The following is a 21,302-nucleotide window of genomic DNA, read 5'->3' on the forward strand; positions in this document are numbered from 1 at the left end:
GCAAAAACCGTAAAATGGCATTTTGCGTCGTCTCCAACATTTCCGGAAGCTAATTCATGACTCGTTACGTGATTCCCTTCACCGAGCTGCGCATGACCGACGTCGAACTGGTCGGCGGCAAGAATGCCTCGCTCGGCGAGATGATCAGCCAGTTGCCGTCCAGCGTGCGGGTGCCCGGCGGCTTTGCTACGACTGCGGACGCGTATCGGGATTTTCTCGCGCACCAGGGCTTGGCCGACCGCATCGAGAAGGCCCTCGCGACGCTGGATGTGGATGACGTCGTGACACTGGCCCGCATGGGTGCGGAGATCCGCCAATGGATCGTCGACACGCCTTTCCCGTCCCGGCTCGAGGAAGAGATCCATGCCGCCTACAACGCGCTGACGGCCGAAGGCGAAGGGAGCTTCGCGGTGCGCTCGTCGGCCACCGCCGAGGATCTGCCCGATGCGTCCTTTGCCGGGCAGCAGGAAACCTTCCTGAACATCCATGGTTACGAGCACATCCTGCATGCGATGAAAGAGGTGTTCGCGTCGCTTTACAACGACCGGGCGATTGCGTACCGGGTTCACAAGGGCTTCACGCATGCCGAGGTCGCGCTGTCGGCCGGCGTGCAGCGAATGGTGCGCTCGGACACCGGTGCGTCCGGCGTGATGTTCACGATCGATACCGAATCCGGTTTCGACCAGGTCGTGTTCATCACCGCGTCCTATGGTCTGGGCGAAACGGTCGTGCAGGGCGCGGTGAACCCGGACGAGTTCTATGTGCATAAGCCGACGCTGGCACGCGGCAAACCGGCCTTGATCCGGCGCAATCTCGGTTCGAAGCTGATCAAGATGGTGTTCGCGGACAAGCGTGAAGCGGGCAAGTCGGTGCGCACCGTCGATGTGGACGAGGCCGATCGCAACCGGTTCTCGCTGACCGATGCCGATGTGCTCGAGCTCGCGCGCTACGCGGTCATCATCGAGCAGCACTACGGACGACCGATGGACATCGAGTGGGGCAAGGACGGCGTCGACGGCAAGCTCTACATCCTGCAGGCCCGTCCCGAGACGGTGAAGAGCCAGTCCAGCGGACATGTGATGGAGAAGTACCGGCTCAAGCAGTACAGCAAGGCGCTGACCCACGGTCGCGCGATCGGCCAGAAGATCGGGGTCGGCACGGTGCGTGTGGTGTCGAATGCGTCCGAGATGAACCGGGTGCACGCCGGCGACGTGCTCGTGACCGACATGACCGATCCTAACTGGGAGCCGGTGATGAAGCGTGCGAGTGCGATCGTGACCAACCGCGGCGGACGCACCTGCCATGCGGCGATCATCGCGCGCGAACTCGGTATCCCGGCGATCGTCGGCTGCGGCAATGCGACCGAGGTGTTGGAGGAGGGCGATTCGGCAACGGTGTCTTGCGCCGAGGGTGACACCGGCTACGTGTATCGCGGCAAGCTGGACTACGAGGTCATCACCACCGACATGGGTAATCTCCCGGAGATTCCGGTCAAGGTGATGATGAACGTCGGCAATCCCGAGCTCGCGTTCGAATTCGCGCAGATTCCGAATGGCGGCGTGGGTCTGGCACGCCTGGAGTTCGTCATCAACAACATGATCGGCATCCATCCGAAGGCGATCCTGGAACTGGGCCAGGTACCGGCCAGCCTGCGCGAGGAGATCCTGCGGCGATCGCGCGGCTATGCGACGCCGAAGCAGTTCTTCATCGAGAAACTGGTCGAGGGCATCGCAACGATCGGTGCGGCCTTCTACCCGAAACCGGTCATCGTGCGCATGTCCGATTTCAAGTCGAACGAATATCGCAAGCTGCTCGGCGGCGAGATCTACGAACCCGAGGAAGAGAACCCGATGCTGGGATTCCGCGGCGCGTCACGCTATATCGCGCACAGCTTCCGCGACTGCTTCGAGATGGAGTGCGCGGCGATGCGCAAGGTTCGCAACGAGCTCGGACTGACCAATGTGCAGATCATGATCCCGTTCGTGCGCAACGTCGAAGAGGCGGAGGGCGTGGTCGAACTGCTGAGCCAGCACGGGCTGCGCCGCGGCGAGAACGAACTCAAGCTGATCATGATGTGCGAGATCCCCTCGAACGCGCTGCTGGCCGATGCCTTTCTGGAGCATTTCGACGGTTTCTCGATCGGGTCCAATGATCTCACCCAGCTGACACTCGGTCTGGACCGTGATTCCGGCCTGGTCGCGCATGCGTTCGACGAGCGCGACCCGGCGGTCAAGCTGCTGCTGTCCATGGCGATCAGCTCTGCCAATCGCCTCGGCAAGTATGTGGGCATATGCGGGCAGGGGCCATCCGACCATTCCGATTTCGCCGAATGGCTGATGGACGAGGGGATTCAGACGATATCGCTGAATCCGGACACCGTGGTCGACACCTGGTTGAAGCTGGCGGCGCACCGGAAGCACTGAGCGGCTAAGGGGTCCGGTCCGCACGTTCGGCGCACCGGACCGGACCCGGGTTCAGGCCGAGAAGAAGTCCTTGACCTTGTCCATCCAGGACTTGGCCTTGGGATTGTGGCGGTCGACGTTCGAGCTGGATACCTCCTCGAACTCGCGCAGCAGCTCCTTCTGACGCTCGGTCAGTTTGACCGGCGTTTCGACCACGACATGGCACATCAGGTCGCCATGTGTGTGGGAGCGAACATTGCGGATGCCCTTGCCGCGCAGACGGAATGCCCGTCCGCTCTGTGTCTCGGCCGGGATCTTCAGCCTCGCCATGCCGTCCAGCGTCGGAATCTCGATCTCGCCGCCGAGCGCGGCGGTGGTGAAGCTGATCGGCATTTCGCAGTGCAGATCATCTCCATCGCGCTTGAAGACCGCATGCGAGCGAATCCGGATCTCGACATAGAGGTCGCCGGGCGGGCCGCCATTGACGCCGGGTTCGCCATGCCCCGCATGACGCAGGCGCATGCCCTCGTCGATGCCGGCCGGAATCTTTACTTCCAGCGTCTTATGGCTCTTCACGCGGCCGGCGCCGCCGCAGCTGCTGCACGGGTCGGGAATGATGCGACCCGTTCCGTGGCACTTCGGGCAGGTCTGCTGGATCGAGAAGAAACCCTGCTGGATCCTGACCTGGCCCGCGCCGCCGCAGGTCGAGCAGGTTTGCGGCTGGGTGCCGGGTTTGGCTCCGCTGCCGTGACACGTGTCGCACTCCTCGACGGTCGGAATGCGGATTGTCTTCTCCGATCCGCGCGCGGCCTCCTCGAGCGAGATCTCGAGGTTGTAGCGCAGGTCGGCACCGCGGTAAACGTTGGATCGGCCGCCTCGACCACCTCCGCCGAAGATGTCGCCGAAGATGTCCGAGAAGGCGTCCGCGAAACCGTCGAATCCCTGCGCACCGGGACCGCCGCCGCCCATGCTCTGTTCTACGCCGGCATGACCGTAGCGGTCATAGGCGGCCTTCTTTTGCGGGTCCGACAGGGCCTCGTAGGCTTCGCTGAGCTCCTTGAACTTCCCTTCGGCTTCCTTGCTGTCCGGATTCCGGTCCGGGTGATGCTTCATCGCGAGCTTGCGGTAGGCCTTCTTGATGTCGTCTGTGCCTGCATCGCGATTGATGCCCAGTACTTCGTAATAATCTCGTTTCGCCATCTGTCAGTCCTGAGAATCCCGAATCGGGACGGTCGAATCACCATCGGCAAAAAGTCGGGAGTGCGCCATCCGGCGCAACCCCCGACTCTGACAAGCCCCGGTCTGCCGGTTACTTGTTGTCCTTCACCTCGGTGAACTCGGCGTCGACCACATCCGCGTCGGCGGCCTGCGCGCCCGATGTGTCCGCACTGCCGGCGCCTGCCGTGCCTGCCTGCGCTTCGGCCTGGCTCTGAGCGTACATCTTCTCGCCCAGCTTCTGGCTCGCGGTTGCGAGCGCCTCGCTCTTCGCGTCGATCTCGGCCTTGTCGTTACTCTTCAGCGCTTCTTCGGCCGCCTTGAGGGCGTTCTCGATCGCCTCCTTCTCGCCGGCATCGACCTTGTCGCCGTAATCGGTCATCGCCTTCTTCACCGAGTGGATCAGGGCGTCGCACTGATTGCGCGCGTTGACCAGTTCATGGAGCTTCTTGTCCTCCTCGGCGTGGGCCGCGGCGTCCTGAACCATGCGCTCGACTTCCGCATCCGACAGGCCCGAGTTGGCCTTGATCTGGATCTTGTTCTCCTTGCCGGTGGCCTTGTCCTTGGCGGACACGTGCAGGATGCCGTTGGCGTCGATGTCGAAGGTGACCTCGATCTGCGGCATGCCGCGCGGTGCGGGCGGGATGTCCGAAAGATTGAACTGACCCAGACTCTTGTTGCCGGACGCCATCTCGCGCTCACCCTGCAGCACATGGATGGTCACCGCGCTCTGGTTGTCGTCCGCGGTCGAGAACACCTGGCTCGCCTTGGTCGGGATGGTGGTGTTCTTCTGGATCAGCTTGGTCATCACGCCGCCCAGCGTCTCGATGCCCAGCGACAGCGGCGTGACGTCGAGCAGCAGTACGTCCTTGACCTCGCCCTGCAGCACGCCGCCCTGGATGGACGCGCCGATCGCGACCGCTTCATCCGGGTTCACGTCCTTGCGCGGCTCCTTGCCGAAGAACTCCTTGACCTTGTCCTGCACCTTGGGCATGCGGGTCTGGCCGCCGACCAGGATCACGTCGTCGATTTCGCTGACCTTGATGCCGGCATCCTTGATCGCGACGCGGCAGGGTTCGATGGTGCGCTCGATCAGGTCCTCGACCATCGACTCGAACTTGGCACGCGTAATCTTGATCGCGAGGTGCTTCGGACCGGAAGCGTCGGCGGTGATGTAGGGCAGGTTGATCTCGGTCTGGCTGCCGGAGGACAGCTCGATCTTGGCCTTCTCGGCCGCTTCCTTCAGGCGCTGCAGTGCCAGCACGTCGTTCTTCAGATCGACGCCCTGTTCCTTCTTGAACTCGGTGACCACGTAATCGATTATGCGCTGGTCGAAATCCTCTCCACCCAGGAAGGTGTCGCCATTGGTCGCCAGCACTTCGAACTGGTGTTCACCGTCGATGTCGGCGATCTCGATGATGGAGATGTCGAAGGTGCCACCGCCGAGGTCGAACACCGCGATCTTGCTGTCGCCCGGCTTCTTGTCCATGCCGAAGGCGAGCGCGGCCGCGGTCGGCTCGTTGATGATGCGCTTGACCTCCAGACCGGCTATGCGGCCGGCGTCCTTGGTGGCCTGACGCTGGCTGTCGTTGAAATACGCGGGCACCGTGATGACTGCCTCGGTGACCGGTTCGCCGAGGTAGTCCTCGGCGGTCTTCTTCATCTTGCGCAGGGTTTCGGCGGACACCTGAGGCGGCGCGATCTTCTTGCCGCGAACCTCGACCCACGCGTCGCCATTGTCGGCCTTGACGATGGTGAAGGGCATCATCGCGATGTCCTTCTGCACTTCCTTCTCTTCGAAGCGGCGGCCGATCAGGCGCTTGACCGCGAATAGCGTGTTCCTGGCGTTGGTGACGGCCTGGCGCTTGGCCGGGGCGCCGACCAGGATCTCGCCGTCCTCGGCATAGGCGACGACCGACGGTGTCGTACGGGTGCCCTCGGAGTTTTCGATGACCTTGGGCTTGCCGCCTTCCATCACGGACACGCAGCTATTGGTGGTGCCCAGGTCGATCCCGATGATTTTTGCCATGATATGAATTCCTCTTGTCGATTCCGCTGAAGTCTGTCGTGGGCCGCATGCCGTGCCGACCCGTTACTGTTCCGAATATGGGGTGTGAAAGCCTCAGTTCAAGCCTCGGTCACGAAGCTGGTCAGCCCGACCGCGCCTTGGATACGACGACCATCGCTGGGCGGATCACCCGTTCATGCAACAGATAACCCTTTTGCAGTACGTTGATGACGGTGTTCGGCTCCGCGTCGGCTTCGATCGCGCTGATTGCCTGGTGGCGATTCGGATCGAAGCGCTGATTCATCGGATTCTCCTCGGCCAGTCCCTGACTCTCGAACGCCGCGACGAGCTGCCTGAGCGTGAGTTCGACACCTTCCTTGAGCTTTTCGACCGTCTGATTGTCGACCGCCAGTGCCGCCTCGAGGCTGTCCTTCACTGGCAGCATCGCCCCGGCGAATTTCTCACCGGCAAATTTCGAAGCCTTGGCGATGTCATCCTGCGCGCGGCGGCGCACATTCTCGGTCTCGGCTTTCGCACGCAGCCATGCGTCGTGGTGCTCTGCCGCCCTGAGCTCGGCGATGCGCAGCGATTCGGCGAGGCTCGGCGAAACGTCCGGACCTTCCGTAACGGTCGGGTCGGCGGAGATCGCGCCGTCGTCGCCGGAGCGGGCGGACTGGTTTTCGAGTTCGTCTTGCGGCGTCGCCGCCTGGTCCTTGTCCTGCATCGGTTTGCAACTCCTTGTATCTCTGAATTTGGGTGGATATTGGGGCCAGGTTGACGATTTTCAAGAGCGCATACGCATTTTTTTGGCGTCCGCGCGAGCGGCCTGTGGTCATCCGATCGACTTAGGCGCTAACATTCGGCATCGTCCGTGTAAAAGCGGCATCCCGTGCGTCCGGAGACATTCGATCGCAGCATGACTGACATCCCGGAAAAAATTGGGAAGTACCGCATCATCCGGGAAGTCGGGCGCGGTGCCACTGCGATCGTGTATCTGGCCGAGCATCCGGACCACAGGGATCCGGTCGCGATCAAGCATGTCCGGTTCAAGGACAAGTCCAAGGACGAAGCAAAGTGGAATCGGCGGTTGCTGAAACTGCTGAAGGCGGAGGAGGCGGTCGCGAGACGTCTCCATCATCCGGGCATCATCCGGATCTTCGAGGCGGTTCTGGACCCGGAGGAAGCCTATGTGGCGATGGAGTACTTCCCCGGTCAGTCGCTCGAGCGCTATTGCAGCTTCGAGCGGCTGCTGCCTATCCATCGAACCATAGGCATCGTCTTCAAGTGCTGCATGGCGCTGGATCACGCCTATCGGCAGGGCGTCGTGCATCGCGACATCAAACCGGCCAACATCCTGGTCGATGACGACGACAACGTGAAGATCACGGACTTCGGTCTCGCACTGAACATCAACAAGAAGATCGATACCGATTCGACCTTCATCATGGGCGTCGGCTCGCCGGCCTACATGAGCCCCGAGCAGATCAAGAGCTACCCGCTGAACCAGAAGACCGACCTGTATTCGCTCGGGGTCGTGCTGTTCCATCTGCTGGCCGGACGCCTGCCCTTCCGTGCGACCAATCCGGCGCAGCTGATCTACAAGATCCTGAATGCCGACCCACCATCGATCTCGATGCTGAACCCCGACGTGCCGGCGCAGATGGATGCGGTGATTCGCAAGGCGCTCGAGAAGGACTTGTACTCGCGCTACAAGAACGGGGCGGAGTTCGCCAAGGACCTGTCCGCAGTTCGCTACAAGATCGTCGACGATAGCTACGTGCCACCGGACACGAGTCGATTCGCCAGCCTGCGCAAGCATGCCTTCTTCACCGAATTCGACGACATCGAACTGTGGGAAGTGCTACGGATCTCGTCGTGGCGCAAGGTGGAGGCGAGAACGCTGATCTTTCTCGAGAATCATGCCGACCAGCGTTTCGGTGTGCTTCTCGACGGCGAGGTCGAGATCTCGGTCGAGGGCAGGCGGGTCTGCACGCTGGGTGACGGCGAACTTTTTGGCGAACTTGCCTGGCTGGATGCGGACGATCATCGCCACATGGGCACAGTCGTGTCCACGACGGCGACGACTTATCTCGAGGTCAGCCCGTCGGCGCTGGCGCTCGCGACCGAGGAGGTGCAGGCGCTGTTTCGGGAGCGGGTCGCGACCACGGTCGCGAAACGACTCGGCGCGGTATCCCGCCAGCTCGCGCGTGCCGGCGCGGCCGCGATCGAAGCGGACCATGCCCAGACCGATGGCATCGACCTGCGCCTTATGGATGACTGAGGAGCGGTCGCTCAGACGCTCAGGTCGATCTGGCGGACCGTGCCGACGCGGCCATCCTGCCCGACATAGACGCCGCTGCTGCGCATCACCCCCAGTGCTTGGTTGGCCGGGTTGCGCAGGTCGAACGGGGTGGCCACCCGGCCGAGATACAGGGCCCCGACGCCGGCTTCGCTCAAGGTCTGAAGCACGCCCTGTCCGTCGGCCGATGGTCGCCACAACCTGAGCTGCGTGTAGGCCGGATCGGCCTCGTCGATCCAGCCGTTGCCGTCCGAGTCGAGTGCCGACAGCTCGGCGAATCCATTGCCTGTGGTCGGACCGAACAGTTCGCGTCCGTCGTCGTTGCGGTCGAACGCCAGAAAACCGCGACCGCCGCCGAGCAGCGGAATCCGGTCGAGCTCACCGTCGGCATCGAGATCGAAGGCGAAGCGGGTGTCCTGGAGGCTGGCTGCCGGTCCGCCGAAATCGAGAACCAGCGGATCCTTCAGGCGTGCTTCGCCGGCCCGGAAGCTCACATTGACCGACTCCATGTAGCTGCGCGCCATCATGAAACCGACGTCGAAGCGGATCTCGCGGCCGTCGTCGGTGCGAACGACGCCACTCGCCTGGAAGGTCGTCTGCTCGAACTCGATGCGGGTCGCGCTCAATTCGTACTCGATACTGAACCCGGGGCCGCGACGGGTATCGCGTGCCGCCGCCGGCTGGCCATCAGCGGGAAGGGTAGGGTCGGCCCGATCGTCCAGCCGCAGCAGGCGCACGGGCCGACCGGTGAGCATCGCGATCATCGTCGCCATCAACCTCAGGTGCGGATCCGTGTCGAGCGGATCGACCTCGTCCGTCACGGTGCCGGTAGCGCTCTCCGCCAAGGCTTCGGGCGAGATCGTGACCCGGGCGGATGGAGAGGCCTGCGGACCGTCAGACCTGTTTCCGCCAGGACGCTCGCCGAACCACATCTCCAGCCGCTCCGAGACCTCGGTCCGACTGAAACTGAGGTGGGACGACTGCATCTGGATTTCGGACGAAGCGATGATCATGACCGGGGCTCTGCGGCGGGAAGCGCGCTCGCGACGCGAGCGCATGCTGGGGAGAGCGGCCAGTCACCGCTCGGACGGACTGCCAGTCTTCTCGCGTGATAACGGCAGCGTTCGCCCGGACTTTAGCGGCTTTGCGATGGATCGCCGAAGCTCACAGCGACCACTCCATCCAGCCCCGCAGACGACCGGTGTCCATCGCACCGGCCCTGTCGCGCGACTTCGCGCCCGTGCTTCAGGATCGCCCGCCAGCCGCCTAGTCCGCATCACAATGCGGACAGACGGCGTGAAGCATATCGGTCATGATGTGGCGCCGAGCTCCCGCGCGCGGTGGCGTGCCGACTCGAGTTCGCTGGCGGAAGGTTTCGGGATGTCCAGCCAGTTTCCCAGGTGAGCGCGTGCGATGCCGGTCAGGGCGCTGATCCAGTCATGACGCTCGTTCAGACACGGAATATAGTGAAAGGTCTCGCCGCCCGCGCCGAGAAAGGCCGCCTTGCACTCTAGTGCGATTTCCTCGAGCGTCTCGAGGCAATCCGACACGAAGCCCGGGCAGATCAGATCGACCCGCTTCAGACCCTGACGCGCCAAGGCTTCCAGCGTGGGCTCGGTGTAGGGCTTGAGCCATTCCGCCTTGCCGAAGCGGGACTGGAAGGTGAGCTGCCAACGCTCTGCCGGCAGTTGCAGCTTCTCCGCGACCAGACGCGCCGTCTTGTAGCACTCGCAATGATAGGGGTCGCCGAGATCCAGGGATCGTCGCGGCACGCCGTGAAAACTCATCACCAGTTTGTCGCCCTCGCCATTCTCCTTCCAGTGGTCGCGCACGCTCTGAGCCAGCGCAGCGATATAACCGGCATCGTCGTGGAAATTGCGCACGAAGCGGATCTCGGGCAAGTTGCGCCAATGAAGCATGCAGTCGGCAACCTCGTCCATCACGCTCGCGGTGGTGCTGGCTGCGAACTGCGGATAGAGCGGCACGACTAGGATGCGGGTGCAGCCCTCGCGCTTCATCTTCTCGAGGGTGTCGGGGATGGATGGTGCGCCATAGCGCATCGCCCACTCTACGCGTAGGTCGGGCAGGCCGTCCTTGTGCAGATAGCCGGCGACCAGCTTGGCCTGCTTCTCGGTGTGCACCTTCAGCGGCGATCCGTCATCGGTCCAGATGCTGGCGTACTTTTCGGCCGACTTGCGTGGCCGGGTATTCAGGATGATGCCGTTCAGGATCGGCCACCACACCAGACGCGGAATTTCCACCACCCTCGGATCGGACAGGAATTGCTTCAGATAGGGGCGCAGCGCTGACGCGGTCGGTGCCGCGGGGGTGCCGAGGTTGGCCAGCAGGATCCCGGTTCGGGGTGCTGTGCCATGCGTGTATTGGGGTTCGGGCCGGAATCGGGCCATGGGCATCCTTTTGCGAGAGAGGTTTGCAGCGCTTCGGTCAGTCCTTGCTGGACAGCGCGTTGGAAAGCAAGCGGGCGGTGATGTCCACGATCGGGATGACCTGGTCGTAAGCCATTCGGGTCGGGCCGATGACGCCGACCGAGCCCACGACCTTGCCGTTGACCTCGTAGCCGGCGGTGATGACGCTGCATCCGTCCAGTTCGGCCAGACCGGATTCGCCACCGATGTAGATCTGGACACCCTGGGCCCGATTCGACAGTTCGAGCAATTGCATCAGACCGGTCTTGCGTTCGAACAGCTTGAACAGTTCCCGGATACGGGTCATGTTCGACGACAGGTCCTCGACGTCGAGCAGGTTGGTCTCGCCGGACAGCACGTACTGGTCGTCGCGCGCCTGGAGCGCGTCGTTGCTGGCCTCGACCGCTGCGGTCATCAGCTCGGTGATGTCACTGCGCAGCTGCTGCAGTTCCGACTGCAGGCGGGTGTGCATTTCGTCCAGCGCATAGCCGGCGAAATGCGCGGTCAGGTAGTTCGCGGCTTCGGTCAGCTCGGACGGCGAATACTTGCGACGCGCCATCAGGATGCGGTTCTGGACATCGCCGGTGGTCGTGACGATGATCAGAAGGATGCGCGTATCGGACAGGCTGATGAACTCGATCTGGCGGATGCGCACACTGTCATGGCGAGGCGTGACCACGATACCGGCGAAGTGGGTGAGATCCGACAGCAGATGCGAGGCGGTGCTGATCAGCCGCTGGGGTTGATCCGGCTGCAACTGGCCGCGCAGGGTCCGGATTCGCGATCGTTCGAGCGGCTGGACCGTCAGCAGAGAGTCGATGAAGAACCGGTAGCCCTGCGCGGTCGGCATTCGGCCCGCCGACGTATGCGGGCTTGCGATGTAGCCCATTTCCTCGAGGTCGCTCATCACGTTGCGCACCGTGGCCGGCGAAAGCTCCAGACCGGAATGACGGGACAGTGCGCGCGAGCCGACAGGCTGACCTTCGGCGATATATCGCTCGATGAGCGTCTTGAGCAGAATCTGTGATCGTGCGTCGAGGGGCGTCATTTCATCACGGATTCTATAGGAGCCGGGCCGATTCACAAACGCGGGCAATCAGGGTGCGAGAAGCGCTTCGTCGATGACGAGCGATCATTATGGTTTAATCGGGTCCATGGGTCATAAATTCCAGATTATCGCGCTGGTCGGTAAGTTCCAGAGCCCGGATGTCGCCGAGGCGGTGCTTCGCATCGCCGATTTTCTGCGCGGTCGCGCTCACACGGTATGGATCGAACAGGGTACCTCGAGTTCCATCGGTATGGCCGGCGGTTTTCGGGTGGCAACCTATGACGAGATCGGGGAGGGCGCGGACCTCGCAATCGTGCTGGGCGGCGACGGCACGATGCTCAATACCGCCAGGCGACTCGCCGAACATGGCGTGCCGCTGGTGGGCGTCAATCAGGGGCGGGTCGGATTCCTGACCGATGTCGCGCGCGACGACGCGATCGACGGTGTGTCCGCGATGCTCGATGGCGCTTACGTCGAGGAGTGTCGCGTCATGCTCGCTGCCGAAGTGCTGCGTGGCGGCAACAGGGTGTTCCAGACGCTCGCGCTCAACGACGTCGTCGTCAACAAGGGCGACATCGGACGCATGATCGAATTCGGTCTGCGTATCGACGACGAGTTCGTCTACACGCAACGTTCCGACGGCATGATCGTGTCCACGCCGACCGGCTCCACCGCCTACGCATTGTCCTCGAACGGGCCGATTCTTCACCCCAAGGTCGGTGGAATCGCGATCGTGCCGCTGTGTCCGCATGCACTGACCGCGCGGCCGATCACGCTGCCCGACACCTGCTGCATAGACATCGACCTGCTCCCGCCACATGATGCACGGGTGCACTTCGACGGCCAGACCCGTTTCGATGCGCGCGCTGGCGACCGTGTCCGTATCACCCGGGCACCGCATTACGTGCGCCTGCTCCACCCCGACAGTTACAGCTATTTCGCGATGCTGCGCGAAAAGCTGCACTGGAGCGCGGTGCCCCGCCTGCCCTGAGTCACGCCGCAGCTTCGCACTTCTTTCCGACCAGACCCATCCCATGCTCAGACGTCTGACCATTCGAGATTTCGTGATCGTCGACCGGCTGGAACTCGAGTTTCGGCCTGGCTTCGGCGCGCTTACGGGCGAGACCGGCGCCGGCAAGTCGATCATGCTGGATGCGCTCGGTCTGGCGCTCGGTGGGCGCGCCGACTTCGCCAGTGTGCGCAGCGGACGGGGCAAGGCCGATATCGCGGCCGAGTTTGATCTCGCCGCGGGCAGCCCTCTGGTGGGGGTGTTGTCTGCTCAGGACATTCCGCTCGAGGAAGGCTTGGTGCTGCTGCGCCGCGTGGTCGAGGCGGGCGGGCGCTCGCGTGCTTGGATCAACGGTGTGCCAGTCAGTCTCGGACAATTGCGTGAGGCCGGCGAACGCTTGGCCGACATTCATGGCCAGCATGCCCATCATGCCCTGTTGCGCACAGAGGCTCAGCGCGCGCTGCTCGACACGCATGCCGGCGCGCAGCGCCTTGCGGCGCAGGTCGCCGATCACTATCGCGACTGGCAACGACTGGTCCAGTTGCGGCGCGAGGCGGACCGTGATTCGGCCGCCTCAGAGCGCGAGCGCGACCTGCTCGAATGGCAGCTCAAGGAACTCGACGAACTGGCGTTCGACAACGACGAATGGTCGGCAATCAACGCCGAGCAGAGTCGGCTCGCGCATGCGGCAAGCCTGATCGACGGCGCCGAGGCGGCGCTGGCGATGCTGGGCGAAGGCGATTTCGCCGTGATATCGCAGCTCCGTCAGGTGTCGGGCAGGGTCGAGGAGATGGCCGAGATCGACCACACGATCGCCGATGCCGCGGAGTTGCTGGCCAGCGCCGCGATCCAGGCGAACGAAGCGCTGCATGCGCTGCGGCGCTATCGTGACCGACTCGACCTCGATCCGGCGCGACTGGCCGCTGTGGATAGACGCATCGGCGCCGTGACCGATGTGGCGCGCAAATATCGGGTGAACCCTCAGGAACTGGTCGATCTGCGTGAAACCTGCGAGCGAACCCTGGCGGAACTGGTCGAACGGGCCGATCCGGTGCGCCTTGCCGAGCAGGAAGCGCGGGCGCGGAAGGTCTATCTCGAATCGGCCGGAAGCTTGTCCGACATGCGTCGCCCGGCGGCGCTGGCCTTGTCGCGCGAGGTGTCCGACGCGATGCAGGCGCTCGCGATGTCGGGCGGACGCTTCGAGGTGGCGCTGGAACCGCTCGCCGAGGGCAGCGCGCACGGACTCGAGCAGGTCGAGTTCAGGGTTGCCGCGAATCCGAACCAGTCACCGCGGTCGCTGGCCCGGGTCGCGTCGGGCGGCGAACTGTCGCGTATCGGCCTCGCGATCCAGGTGATGACCAGTCGCGATTCGGCCACACCGACGCTCATCTTCGACGAGGTCGATGTCGGTATCGGCGGGGGGGTCGCCGAGATCGTCGGTAAGCTCCTGCACAAGCTCGGGCAGCACCGCCAGGTGCTGTGCGTGACACACCTTCCCCAGGTCGCCGCCTGTGCCGACTGGCAGTGGAACATTGCCAAGACCCGCGATGGCGACGAGGTGCTGAGCACCGTGACCACGCTCGATCGCGACGGAAGGGTCGAGGAGATCGCCCGCATGCTGGGGGGCGTCAATATCACCGATACCACGCGCAGGCATGCTGCGGAAATGCTGGGATTGACATCGGGATGGACCAGTATGCCCGGCCATTGAGCCGTCGTGGGTGACGTCCGCCCGGTCGGCGTGACGCGGGTCGAATCGGATGCAGCGCTATTTTCGGTTTGGGCAGTCCGCCTTCAGACATTCGGCGTAGAGATAGAGTGCGTGCTCTTTCACTTCGAAGCCGCGCTCCTGCGCGATGCGAATCTGGCGCTTCTCGATTTCCGCGTCGAAGAACTCCTCGACTGCGCCGCACTCGAGGCACACCAGGTGATCGTGATGTCCGCCTTCGTTGAGTTCGAATACCGCCTTGCCGGCTTCGAAATAGTGCCGTTCCAACAGCCCGGCCTGTTCGAACTGGGTCAGGACGCGATAGACGGTGGCCAATCCGATGTCCATTCCCTCGCCCATCAGTGTTCGATAGACATCCTCGGCGGTGAGATGGCGCTGATCGGAGTGTTGAAAGAGGTCCAGTATCTTGAGTCGGGGATAGGTAGCCTTGAGGCCGATATTTTTCAGATTTCTCGAATTGTCGGTCATTGTCGCCCCAGTCGGGTGGCTCTCAAGAAAACGTCGGCACTCGCCGGTTCGCCGGTTCTCCCGGAGGCGCACGGCGTGCTCTGCAAGACGCGACGCGCGCTTAGCTGCGCAGAGCGACGGGCGCCCCTCAAAGGGATCAGGCACAGGCCTGAGCCCGCGTATGATATATTTTTTGCTCTTTTCTGAGAATGATTCGCCGTAAGGCGCAACAAACAGTCGATCAAGACCCCCTAATGCGCTCAAAATCCCTCGTCGTTGCCTTGTCCGCCATCGCTGTGCTCGCAGGCTGCTCCTTCGACAAGCTTGCCGGCAGCGTCAATCCATACAGGATCGATATTCGCCAGGGCAATTACGTCGATCAGAACATGGTTTCCGGCCTCAAGAAGGGCATGACCCGGGATCAGGTGCGCTTCTTGCTCGGTACGCCGCTGGTCGTCGACGTCTTCCGCGAGGACCGTTGGGACTATGTGTACCTTTTCCAGCCGGGACGCGGTGAATCTCAACGGCGCATCCTCAGCGTGTTCTTCGTCGACGGTCTGCTCGACCATGTCACCGGCGATGTGCAAGCCGGAGTTGGGGGCGCCGACGCGCCCGATGCGCGCGTGGCCGAGCGCAGTCGCGTGATCGAGGTCTCGCCGCCGCAGGGCGAGCGTCGCTGAGTGCGACCCGGACCTCATCCGGACTCTTGATTGCAGCAATGGAGAATGCCTCAATGAAGCAGGTTCGCGTGGCGATAGCCGGTGCATCCGGACGCATGGGTCGGATGTTGATCGAAGCCGCGATCAATGACGAGGGCGTTGCGCTCGTCTCCGCCTTCGATCGCGCCGATAACCCCTTCGTCGGGCGGGATGCTGGCGAGATGACCGGGGCGCCCTGTGGCGTCATCATCGGTGACGACGCGCGCGTCGCGATCGCCGCCGCAGATTGCGTCATCGATTTCACCCGCCCGGAAGGTTCGCTCGCCCATGTCGCGGTGGCGCGCGAACTCGGCAAGTCGATCGTGATCGGCACGACCGGTTTTTCCGCGGACCAGAAGGCGGTGATTGCCGAAGCGGCCCAACAGGTTCCGGTGGTTTTCGCCCCGAACATGGCGGTCGGCGTGAATGCGGTGTTCAGGCTGCTCGAGGTTGCGGCGCGGATTCTCGACCAAGGCTATGACGTCGAGGTCATCGAGGCGCATCATCGCTTCAAGGTGGATGCACCGTCGGGCACCGCACTCAGGATGGGCGAAGTGGTCGCGCGGGAACTCGGTCGGAATCTCGAGGCATGCGCGATCTATGGACGCGAGGGTGTCACGGGCGAGCGCAAGGCCGAGACCATCGGTTTTTCGACGATTCGTGGCGGCGACGTGGTGGGTGACCATACCGTTTTGTTTGCAGGTATCGGTGAACGCATCGAGATCACGCACAAGTCCGGCAGCCGCATGCCCTATGCGATGGGCGCGATGCGCGCGGCACGCTTTCTGGATGGGCGTTCGGCGGGATTGTTCGACATGCAGGACGTACTCGGCCTGCGTTGAACGTCGAGATGACCCGGATCGCGTGCCCCGGCATCACGCCGGTGTCGCGCCGGGGGGCAAACCGTTCGATAATGCTCGGTAGTCCAAGTGTCCCGTTCGGTGGGCGCGTTTGCGCGGGGCTCCGGCGAAGGCTATAATCGGCCGAATTGGATAGCGGGATTGGCCGAATGGCTCGTCCCGTTTTTTCACGTATGGGGTCGGCCCCAGGCCAGACGGCCTCCTGGGCCGGATTGCCCTTCATTCGGTTGAACTCAGGAGTTTTTCGTGACTGCTGTCCAGTCCGCATTATTGGCGCTTGCCGATGGAACGGTATTCCATGGCAAGGGAATCGGCGCAGCCGGCAGCACCGTCGGTGAGGTCGTCTTCAACACCTCGATGTCAGGCTACCAGGAGATCCTGACCGATCCCAGCTACGCGCGCCAGATCGTGACGCTGACCTATCCGCACATCGGCAATACTGGCGTCAATCGCGAGGACGTCGAGGCCGGGCGCATCCATGCGGCCGGGCTGGTCATTCGCGACCTGCCGCTTCGTGCGTCGAATTTCCGCATGAACCAGACCCTGGACGCCTACCTGAAGGCGGAAAACGTCGTCGCGATCGCCGATATCGATACCCGCAAGCTGACCCGCATCCTGCGCGAGAAAGGCGCTCAGGCGGGGTGCATCGTCACCGCCAAGGCGGGCGAGGCGCTCGATGCGGCTGACGCAGTAGCCGCCGCGCGCGCCTTCCCGGGGCTGGCCGGCATGGATCTGGCCAGGGAAGTCAGCGCGACCGAGTCCTTCGACTGGTCGGAGGGGGAGTGGACGCTGGACGAAGGCTATTCCAGCCCGACCGGAAAGCGATTCCATGTCGTGGCCTACGACTTCGGGGTCAAGCGCAACATACTGCGCATGCTGGCCAGCCGCGGTTGCCGCCTGACCGTGGTGCCGGCGCGGACGCCGGCCGCCGAGGTTCTGGCGCTGTCGCCGGATGGAATCTTCCTGTCGAACGGCCCCGGCGATCCCGAGCCCTGCGACTATGCGATCACGGCCATCCGTGCTTTTTGCGAACGTGGCATTCCGACCTTCGGCATCTGTCTGGGTCACCAGCTGCTTGCGCTCGCGTCCGGAGCCCGCACGATGAAGATGAAGTTCGGTCACCACGGCGCGAATCATCCGGTCAAGGACCTCGATTCGGGCCAGGTAATGATCACCAGCCAGAACCACGGCTTTGCGGTGGACGCGGAAGCCCTGCCGGACAATCTGCGTGTGACGCATGTCTCCCTGTTCGACGGCAGCCTGCAGGGCCTGGCGCGTACCGATGTGCCGGCCTTCTCTTTTCAGGGCCACCCCGAAGCCAGCCCGGGGCCGCATGACGTCGCCTACCTGTTCGATCGCTTCGTGCGCATGCTCGAAGCGGGCAAATGACTCCTGCCGGCAGCCCCGGGCTGCCGCTTCATCCGGTATTTTCGAGGTTAGGCAATGCCTAAGCGCACAGACATACACAGCATTCTGATCATTGGCGCGGGTCCGATCATCATTGGTCAGGCCTGCGAGTTCGACTACTCCGGGGCACAGGCCTGCAAGGCGCTACGTGAAGAGGGCTACAAGGTCATCCTGGTCAATTCGAACCCGGCGACCATCATGACCGACCCGGAGACCGCCGACGTCACATACATCGAGCCGATCACGTGGCAGGTGGTCGAGCGTATCATCGAAAAGGAGCGCCCCGATGCGGTGCTGCCGACGATGGGCGGGCAGACCGCGCTGAACTGCGCGCTGGATCTGGGGCGTCACGGCGTGCTCGAGAAATTCGGGGTCGAACTGATCGGCGCCTCGCGCGAGGCGATCGACAAGGCCGAAGACCGGCTCAAGTTCAAGGATGCGATGACCCGGATCGGCCTGGGCTCGGCCCGTTCCGGGATCGCACACAGCATGGAAGAAGCCCTGCAGGTGCAGGGTGGCATCGGTTTCCCGGTCATCATCCGCCCGAGCTTCACCCTCGGCGGTACCGGCGGCGGCATCGCCTACAACATGGAAGAGTTCGACGAGATCTGCAAGCGCGGCCTCGAGGCCAGCCCGACCAGCGAACTGCTGATCGAGGAGTCGCTGATCGGCTGGAAGGAGTTCGAGATGGAGGTCGTGCGCGATCGCGCCGACAACTGCATCATCGTGTGCTCGATCGAGAACCTCGACCCGATGGGCGTGCACACCGGCGACTCGATCACGGTTGCGCCGGCCCAGACGCTGACCGACAAGGAGTACCAGATCCTGCGCAATGCATCGATCGCGGTGCTGCGCGAGATCGGCGTCGATACCGGAGGCTCGAACGTGCAGTTCGCGATCAACCCGGACGACGGCCGCATGATCGTGATCGAGATGAACCCTCGCGTCAGTCGTTCGTCGGCGCTCGCATCCAAGGCGACCGGTTTCCCGATCGCGAAGGTCGCGGCCAAGCTCGCGGTCGGCTTCACACTGGACGAACTCAAGAACGACATCACCGGCGGCGCGACCCCGGCTTCGTTCGAGCCGTCGATCGACTATGTCGTAACCAAGATCCCGCGCTTCGCCTTCGAGAAATTCCCGCAGGCCAATGACCGTCTGACCACGCAGATGAAGTCGGTCGGCGAAGTCATGGCCATGGGCCGCAACTTCCAGGAGTCTCTGCAGAAGGCGCTGCGCGGCCTCGAGGTCGGGGCCTACGGACTGGACGAGGTCGAGACCGACCGGGAGGATCTGGAGCACGAGCTGATCAACCCGGGCGCGCAGCGGATCTGGTATGTCGGTCAGGCGTTCCGCGAGGGGTACACGCTGGAGCAGGTGTTTGGTCTGACCAGGATCGACCCCTGGTTTCTGGCCCAGGTCGAGGACATCGTGCTGTCCGAGAAGGCCCTGTCGGGCCGCTCCCTGAAGGCGCTGAAGGTGGACGACCTGCGTGGTCTGAAGCGCAAGGGTTTCTCGGACCGCCGTCTGGCCAAGCTGCTGTCGGCCGACGAGACCGCGGTGCGGCTTCATCGCCATGCGCTGGGGGTGCGCCCGGTTTTCAAGCGCGTGGATACCTGTGCGGCGGAGTTCGCGACCTCGACCGCGTACATGTATTCGACCTACGAGGACGAGTGCGAGGCGCAGCCGACCGGCAGAAAGAAGATCATGGTGCTCGGCGGCGGCCCGAACCGCATCGGCCAGGGCATCGAGTTCGACTACTGCTGCGTGCATGCGGCGCTCGCGCTGCGCGAGGACGGCTACGAGACCATCATGGTCAATTGCAATCCGGAGACCGTCTCGACCGACTACGACACCTCCGACCGGCTGTACTTCGAGCCCATTACGCTGGAAGACATCCTCGAGATCGTGCACATCGAGAAACCGGTCGGCGTGATCGTGCAGTTCGGCGGCCAGACGCCGTTGAAGCGGGCGCGCGCGCTCGAGGCCAACGGGGTGCCGATCATCGGCACCAGCCCGGACATGATCGACGCGGCCGAAGACCGCGAGCGTTTCCAGAAACTGCTGAACGACCTGGGCTTGAGGCAGCCTCCCAACCGGACCGCACGCACGCCGGACGAGGCGGTGCGTCTGGCCGCCGAGATCGGTTACCCGCTGGTGGTGCGCCCGAGCTATGTGCTCGGCGGGCGCGCGATGGAGATCGTGCATGAGCAGCGCGACCTGGAGCGCTACATGCGCGAGGCGGTCAAGGTCTCCAACGAATCGCCGGTGCTGCTCGACCGCTTCCTGAACGACGCGACCGAGGTCGACGTCGACGCGCTGTCCGATGGCGAGCAGGTCATCATCGGCGGCATCATGGAGCACATCGAGCAGGCGGGCGTGCACTCCGGCGATTCGGCCTGCTCGTTGCCGCCGTACACGCTGTCGGCCGCGCTGCAGGACGAACTGCGCCGCCAGACCGAAGCGATGGCACGTGCGCTGAACGTGGTGGGCCTGATGAACGTGCAGTTCGCGATCCAGGGCGAGGGCGACGACGCGGTGGTGTTCGTGCTCGAGGTGAATCCGCGCGCTTCGCGCACCGTGCCATTCGTGTCCAAGGCCTGCAGCCTGCCGTTGGCCAAGATCGCGGCGCGTTGCATGGCCGGGCAGAAGCTGGTCGACCAGGGGGTGCAGGCCGAGATCGTGCCTGCCTACTACTCGGTCAAGGAGGCGGTCTTCCCGTTCATCAAGTTCCCGGGTGTGGACACCATCCTCGGGCCGGAGATGAAATCAACCGGCGAGGTGATGGGCGTCGGTCGGAGTTTTGCCGAAGCCTTCGTGAAGTCGCAGCTCGCCGCCGGTATCCGCCTGCCTCAGAAGGGGACCGCCTTCATCAGCGTGAAGCCTGCCGACAGACCCGCCGCGGTCGAGGTCGCGCGTGCATTGACCGAACTGGGTTTCTCGCTGGTCGCCACGCGCGGTACCGCTTCCGCGATCGAAGCGGCGGGCATCGCGGTCAGGGTCGTGAACAAGGTGACCGAGGGGCGTCCGCACGTGGTCGACCTGATCAAGAACAGCGAAGTCTGTCTGGTCATCAATACGGTCGAGGAGAAGCGCCAGGCGATCATGGATTCGCGGTCCATCCGCACCAGCGCGCTGGCGGCCAAGCTCACCGTCTACACGACCATCGAGGGCGCGCGCGCGGCGTGCATGGGCATGCACCACCTCGAAGGCCTCGAAGTCTACAGCCTGCAGTCGCTGCATGCTGAACTGAATCTCGAATCATGAACAAGACTCCCCTTACGGTTGCCGGCGCCGAGGCGCTGCGCAAGGAACTGCATCGCCTCAAGACGGTCGAGCGACCCAGCGTGATCTCGGCGATCGCTGAAGCACGCTCGCATGGCGATCTGTCCGAGAACGCGGAATACGATGCGGCCAAGGAACGGCAGGGTTTCCTGGAAGGGCGGATCAAGGAACTCGAGTCCAAGCTTGCGAATGCGCAGATCATCGATCCGACGCTGCTCGACGCCGATGGTCGATGCGTATTTGGTGCAACCGTGGAACTCGAGGATCTGGACAGCGGGGATACTGTGACCTACCAGATCGTAGGCGAGGACGAGGCGGACGTGAAAGCCGGCAAGATTTCGGTGAGTTCCCCGATTGCGCGGGCCTTGATCGGCAAGTACACCGGCGATGTCGCCGAGGTCAGGGCGCCGGGCGGCATCCGCGAGTACGAGATCGTGGACGTTCGGTACGTCTAGGAGGCTGTCGGACTTGA

16 protein-coding genes are annotated in these 21,302 nt (G+C 63.5%); 9 read left to right on the top strand and 7 right to left on the bottom strand.

All coding sequences use genetic code 11. The annotated features are described in order from the left end of the window. Nucleotides 1-56: 56 nt before the first annotated feature. On the top strand, nucleotides 57-2,423 hold the full coding sequence (ppsA, locus tag ACKVEX_RS03585; RefSeq protein WP_473214322.1) for a phosphoenolpyruvate synthase: 2,367 nt from the start codon (nucleotides 57-59) through the stop codon (nucleotides 2,421-2,423). Between the two features lie 51 nt (nucleotides 2,424-2,474). On the opposite strand, the gene dnaJ is transcribed toward ppsA, so the two are convergent. The 3 genes from dnaJ to grpE form a co-directional block, all read right to left on the bottom strand. Then, on the bottom strand, nucleotides 2,475-3,602 hold the full coding sequence (dnaJ, locus tag ACKVEX_RS03590; RefSeq protein ID WP_473214323.1) for a molecular chaperone DnaJ: 1,128 nt from the start codon (nucleotides 3,600-3,602) through the stop codon (nucleotides 2,475-2,477). A 109-nt stretch (nucleotides 3,603-3,711) separates the two neighbouring features. After that, a complete protein-coding gene (dnaK, locus tag ACKVEX_RS03595; RefSeq protein ID WP_473214324.1) occupies nucleotides 3,712-5,646 on the bottom strand; it encodes a molecular chaperone DnaK in 1,935 nt (644 codons plus the stop codon). 121 nt (nucleotides 5,647-5,767) lie between these two features. Next, nucleotides 5,768-6,349 (bottom strand): nucleotide exchange factor GrpE, encoded by a 582-nt coding sequence (gene grpE, locus ACKVEX_RS03600; RefSeq protein WP_473214325.1) that lies wholly within the window; start codon nucleotides 6,347-6,349, stop codon nucleotides 5,768-5,770. 192 nt (nucleotides 6,350-6,541) lie between these two features. Here grpE and ACKVEX_RS03605 point away from each other — a divergent pair, with 192 nt between their 5' ends. Beyond that, on the top strand, nucleotides 6,542-7,906 hold the full coding sequence (locus tag ACKVEX_RS03605) for a protein kinase domain-containing protein (RefSeq protein WP_473214326.1): 1,365 nt from the start codon (nucleotides 6,542-6,544) through the stop codon (nucleotides 7,904-7,906). Nucleotides 7,907-7,917: 11 nt separating this feature from the next. Here ACKVEX_RS03605 and ACKVEX_RS03610 read toward each other — a convergent pair whose 3' ends face one another. The 3 genes from ACKVEX_RS03610 to hrcA all read right to left on the bottom strand — a co-directional run bounded on the left by ACKVEX_RS03610 (nucleotide 7,918) and on the right by hrcA (nucleotide 11,398). After that, on the bottom strand, nucleotides 7,918-8,937 hold the full coding sequence (locus ACKVEX_RS03610; RefSeq protein WP_473214327.1) for a hypothetical protein: 1,020 nt from the start codon (nucleotides 8,935-8,937) through the stop codon (nucleotides 7,918-7,920). 297 nt (nucleotides 8,938-9,234) lie between these two features. Next, nucleotides 9,235-10,332 carry a ferrochelatase gene (gene hemH, locus ACKVEX_RS03615; RefSeq protein WP_473214328.1) on the bottom strand — a complete coding sequence of 366 codons (1,098 nt, stop codon included), beginning with the start codon at nucleotides 10,330-10,332 and terminating at the stop codon, nucleotides 9,235-9,237. Between the two features lie 37 nt (nucleotides 10,333-10,369). Beyond that, nucleotides 10,370-11,398 (bottom strand): heat-inducible transcriptional repressor HrcA, encoded by a 1,029-nt coding sequence (gene hrcA / locus ACKVEX_RS03620; RefSeq protein ID WP_473214329.1) that lies wholly within the window; start codon nucleotides 11,396-11,398, stop codon nucleotides 10,370-10,372. A gap of 106 nt (nucleotides 11,399-11,504) precedes the next feature. Between hrcA and ACKVEX_RS03625 the strand changes: the two genes are divergently transcribed. Both ACKVEX_RS03625 and recN read left to right on the top strand, forming a co-directional pair. Then, nucleotides 11,505-12,389 (top strand): NAD kinase, encoded by an 885-nt coding sequence (locus ACKVEX_RS03625; protein WP_473214330.1) that lies wholly within the window; start codon nucleotides 11,505-11,507, stop codon nucleotides 12,387-12,389. 43 nt (nucleotides 12,390-12,432) lie between these two features. Next, entirely contained in the window at nucleotides 12,433-14,118 is a 1,686-nt protein-coding gene (recN, locus tag ACKVEX_RS03630; protein ID WP_473214331.1) for a DNA repair protein RecN, read from the top strand. Between the two features lie 57 nt (nucleotides 14,119-14,175). Here the strand turns inward: recN and fur are convergent, their stop codons facing one another. Beyond that, a complete protein-coding gene (fur, locus tag ACKVEX_RS03635) occupies nucleotides 14,176-14,604 on the bottom strand; it encodes a ferric iron uptake transcriptional regulator (protein ID WP_473214569.1) in 429 nt (142 codons plus the stop codon). Between the two features lie 233 nt (nucleotides 14,605-14,837). On the opposite strand from fur, the gene ACKVEX_RS03640 reads away from it, so the two are divergent. The 5 genes from ACKVEX_RS03640 (at nucleotide 14,838) to greA (ending at nucleotide 21,285) form a co-directional block, all read left to right on the top strand. Further along, the gene (locus tag ACKVEX_RS03640) at nucleotides 14,838-15,263 is read left to right on the top strand and encodes an outer membrane protein assembly factor BamE (protein ID WP_473214332.1); all 426 of its coding nucleotides are present in this window, start codon (nucleotides 14,838-14,840) and stop codon (nucleotides 15,261-15,263) included. 53 nt (nucleotides 15,264-15,316) lie between these two features. Then, the gene (dapB, locus tag ACKVEX_RS03645) at nucleotides 15,317-16,123 is read left to right on the top strand and encodes a 4-hydroxy-tetrahydrodipicolinate reductase (RefSeq protein WP_473214333.1); all 807 of its coding nucleotides are present in this window, start codon (nucleotides 15,317-15,319) and stop codon (nucleotides 16,121-16,123) included. 264 nt (nucleotides 16,124-16,387) lie between these two features. After that, a complete protein-coding gene (gene carA / locus ACKVEX_RS03650; RefSeq protein ID WP_473214334.1) occupies nucleotides 16,388-17,530 on the top strand; it encodes a glutamine-hydrolyzing carbamoyl-phosphate synthase small subunit in 1,143 nt (380 codons plus the stop codon). A 54-nt stretch (nucleotides 17,531-17,584) separates the two neighbouring features. Next, the gene (gene carB, locus ACKVEX_RS03655) at nucleotides 17,585-20,812 is read left to right on the top strand and encodes a carbamoyl-phosphate synthase large subunit (RefSeq protein WP_473214335.1); all 3,228 of its coding nucleotides are present in this window, start codon (nucleotides 17,585-17,587) and stop codon (nucleotides 20,810-20,812) included. Continuing rightward, entirely contained in the window at nucleotides 20,809-21,285 is a 477-nt protein-coding gene (gene greA / locus ACKVEX_RS03660) for a transcription elongation factor GreA (RefSeq protein WP_473214336.1), read from the top strand. Before carB ends, greA begins: the two co-directional genes overlap by 4 nt. Nucleotides 21,286-21,302: the final 17 nt, after the last annotated feature.

It is taken from the genome of Denitraticella aggregata (assembly GCF_048158365.1).
GTDB lineage: Bacteria > Pseudomonadota > Gammaproteobacteria > Burkholderiales > Rhodocyclaceae > Azoarcus_F.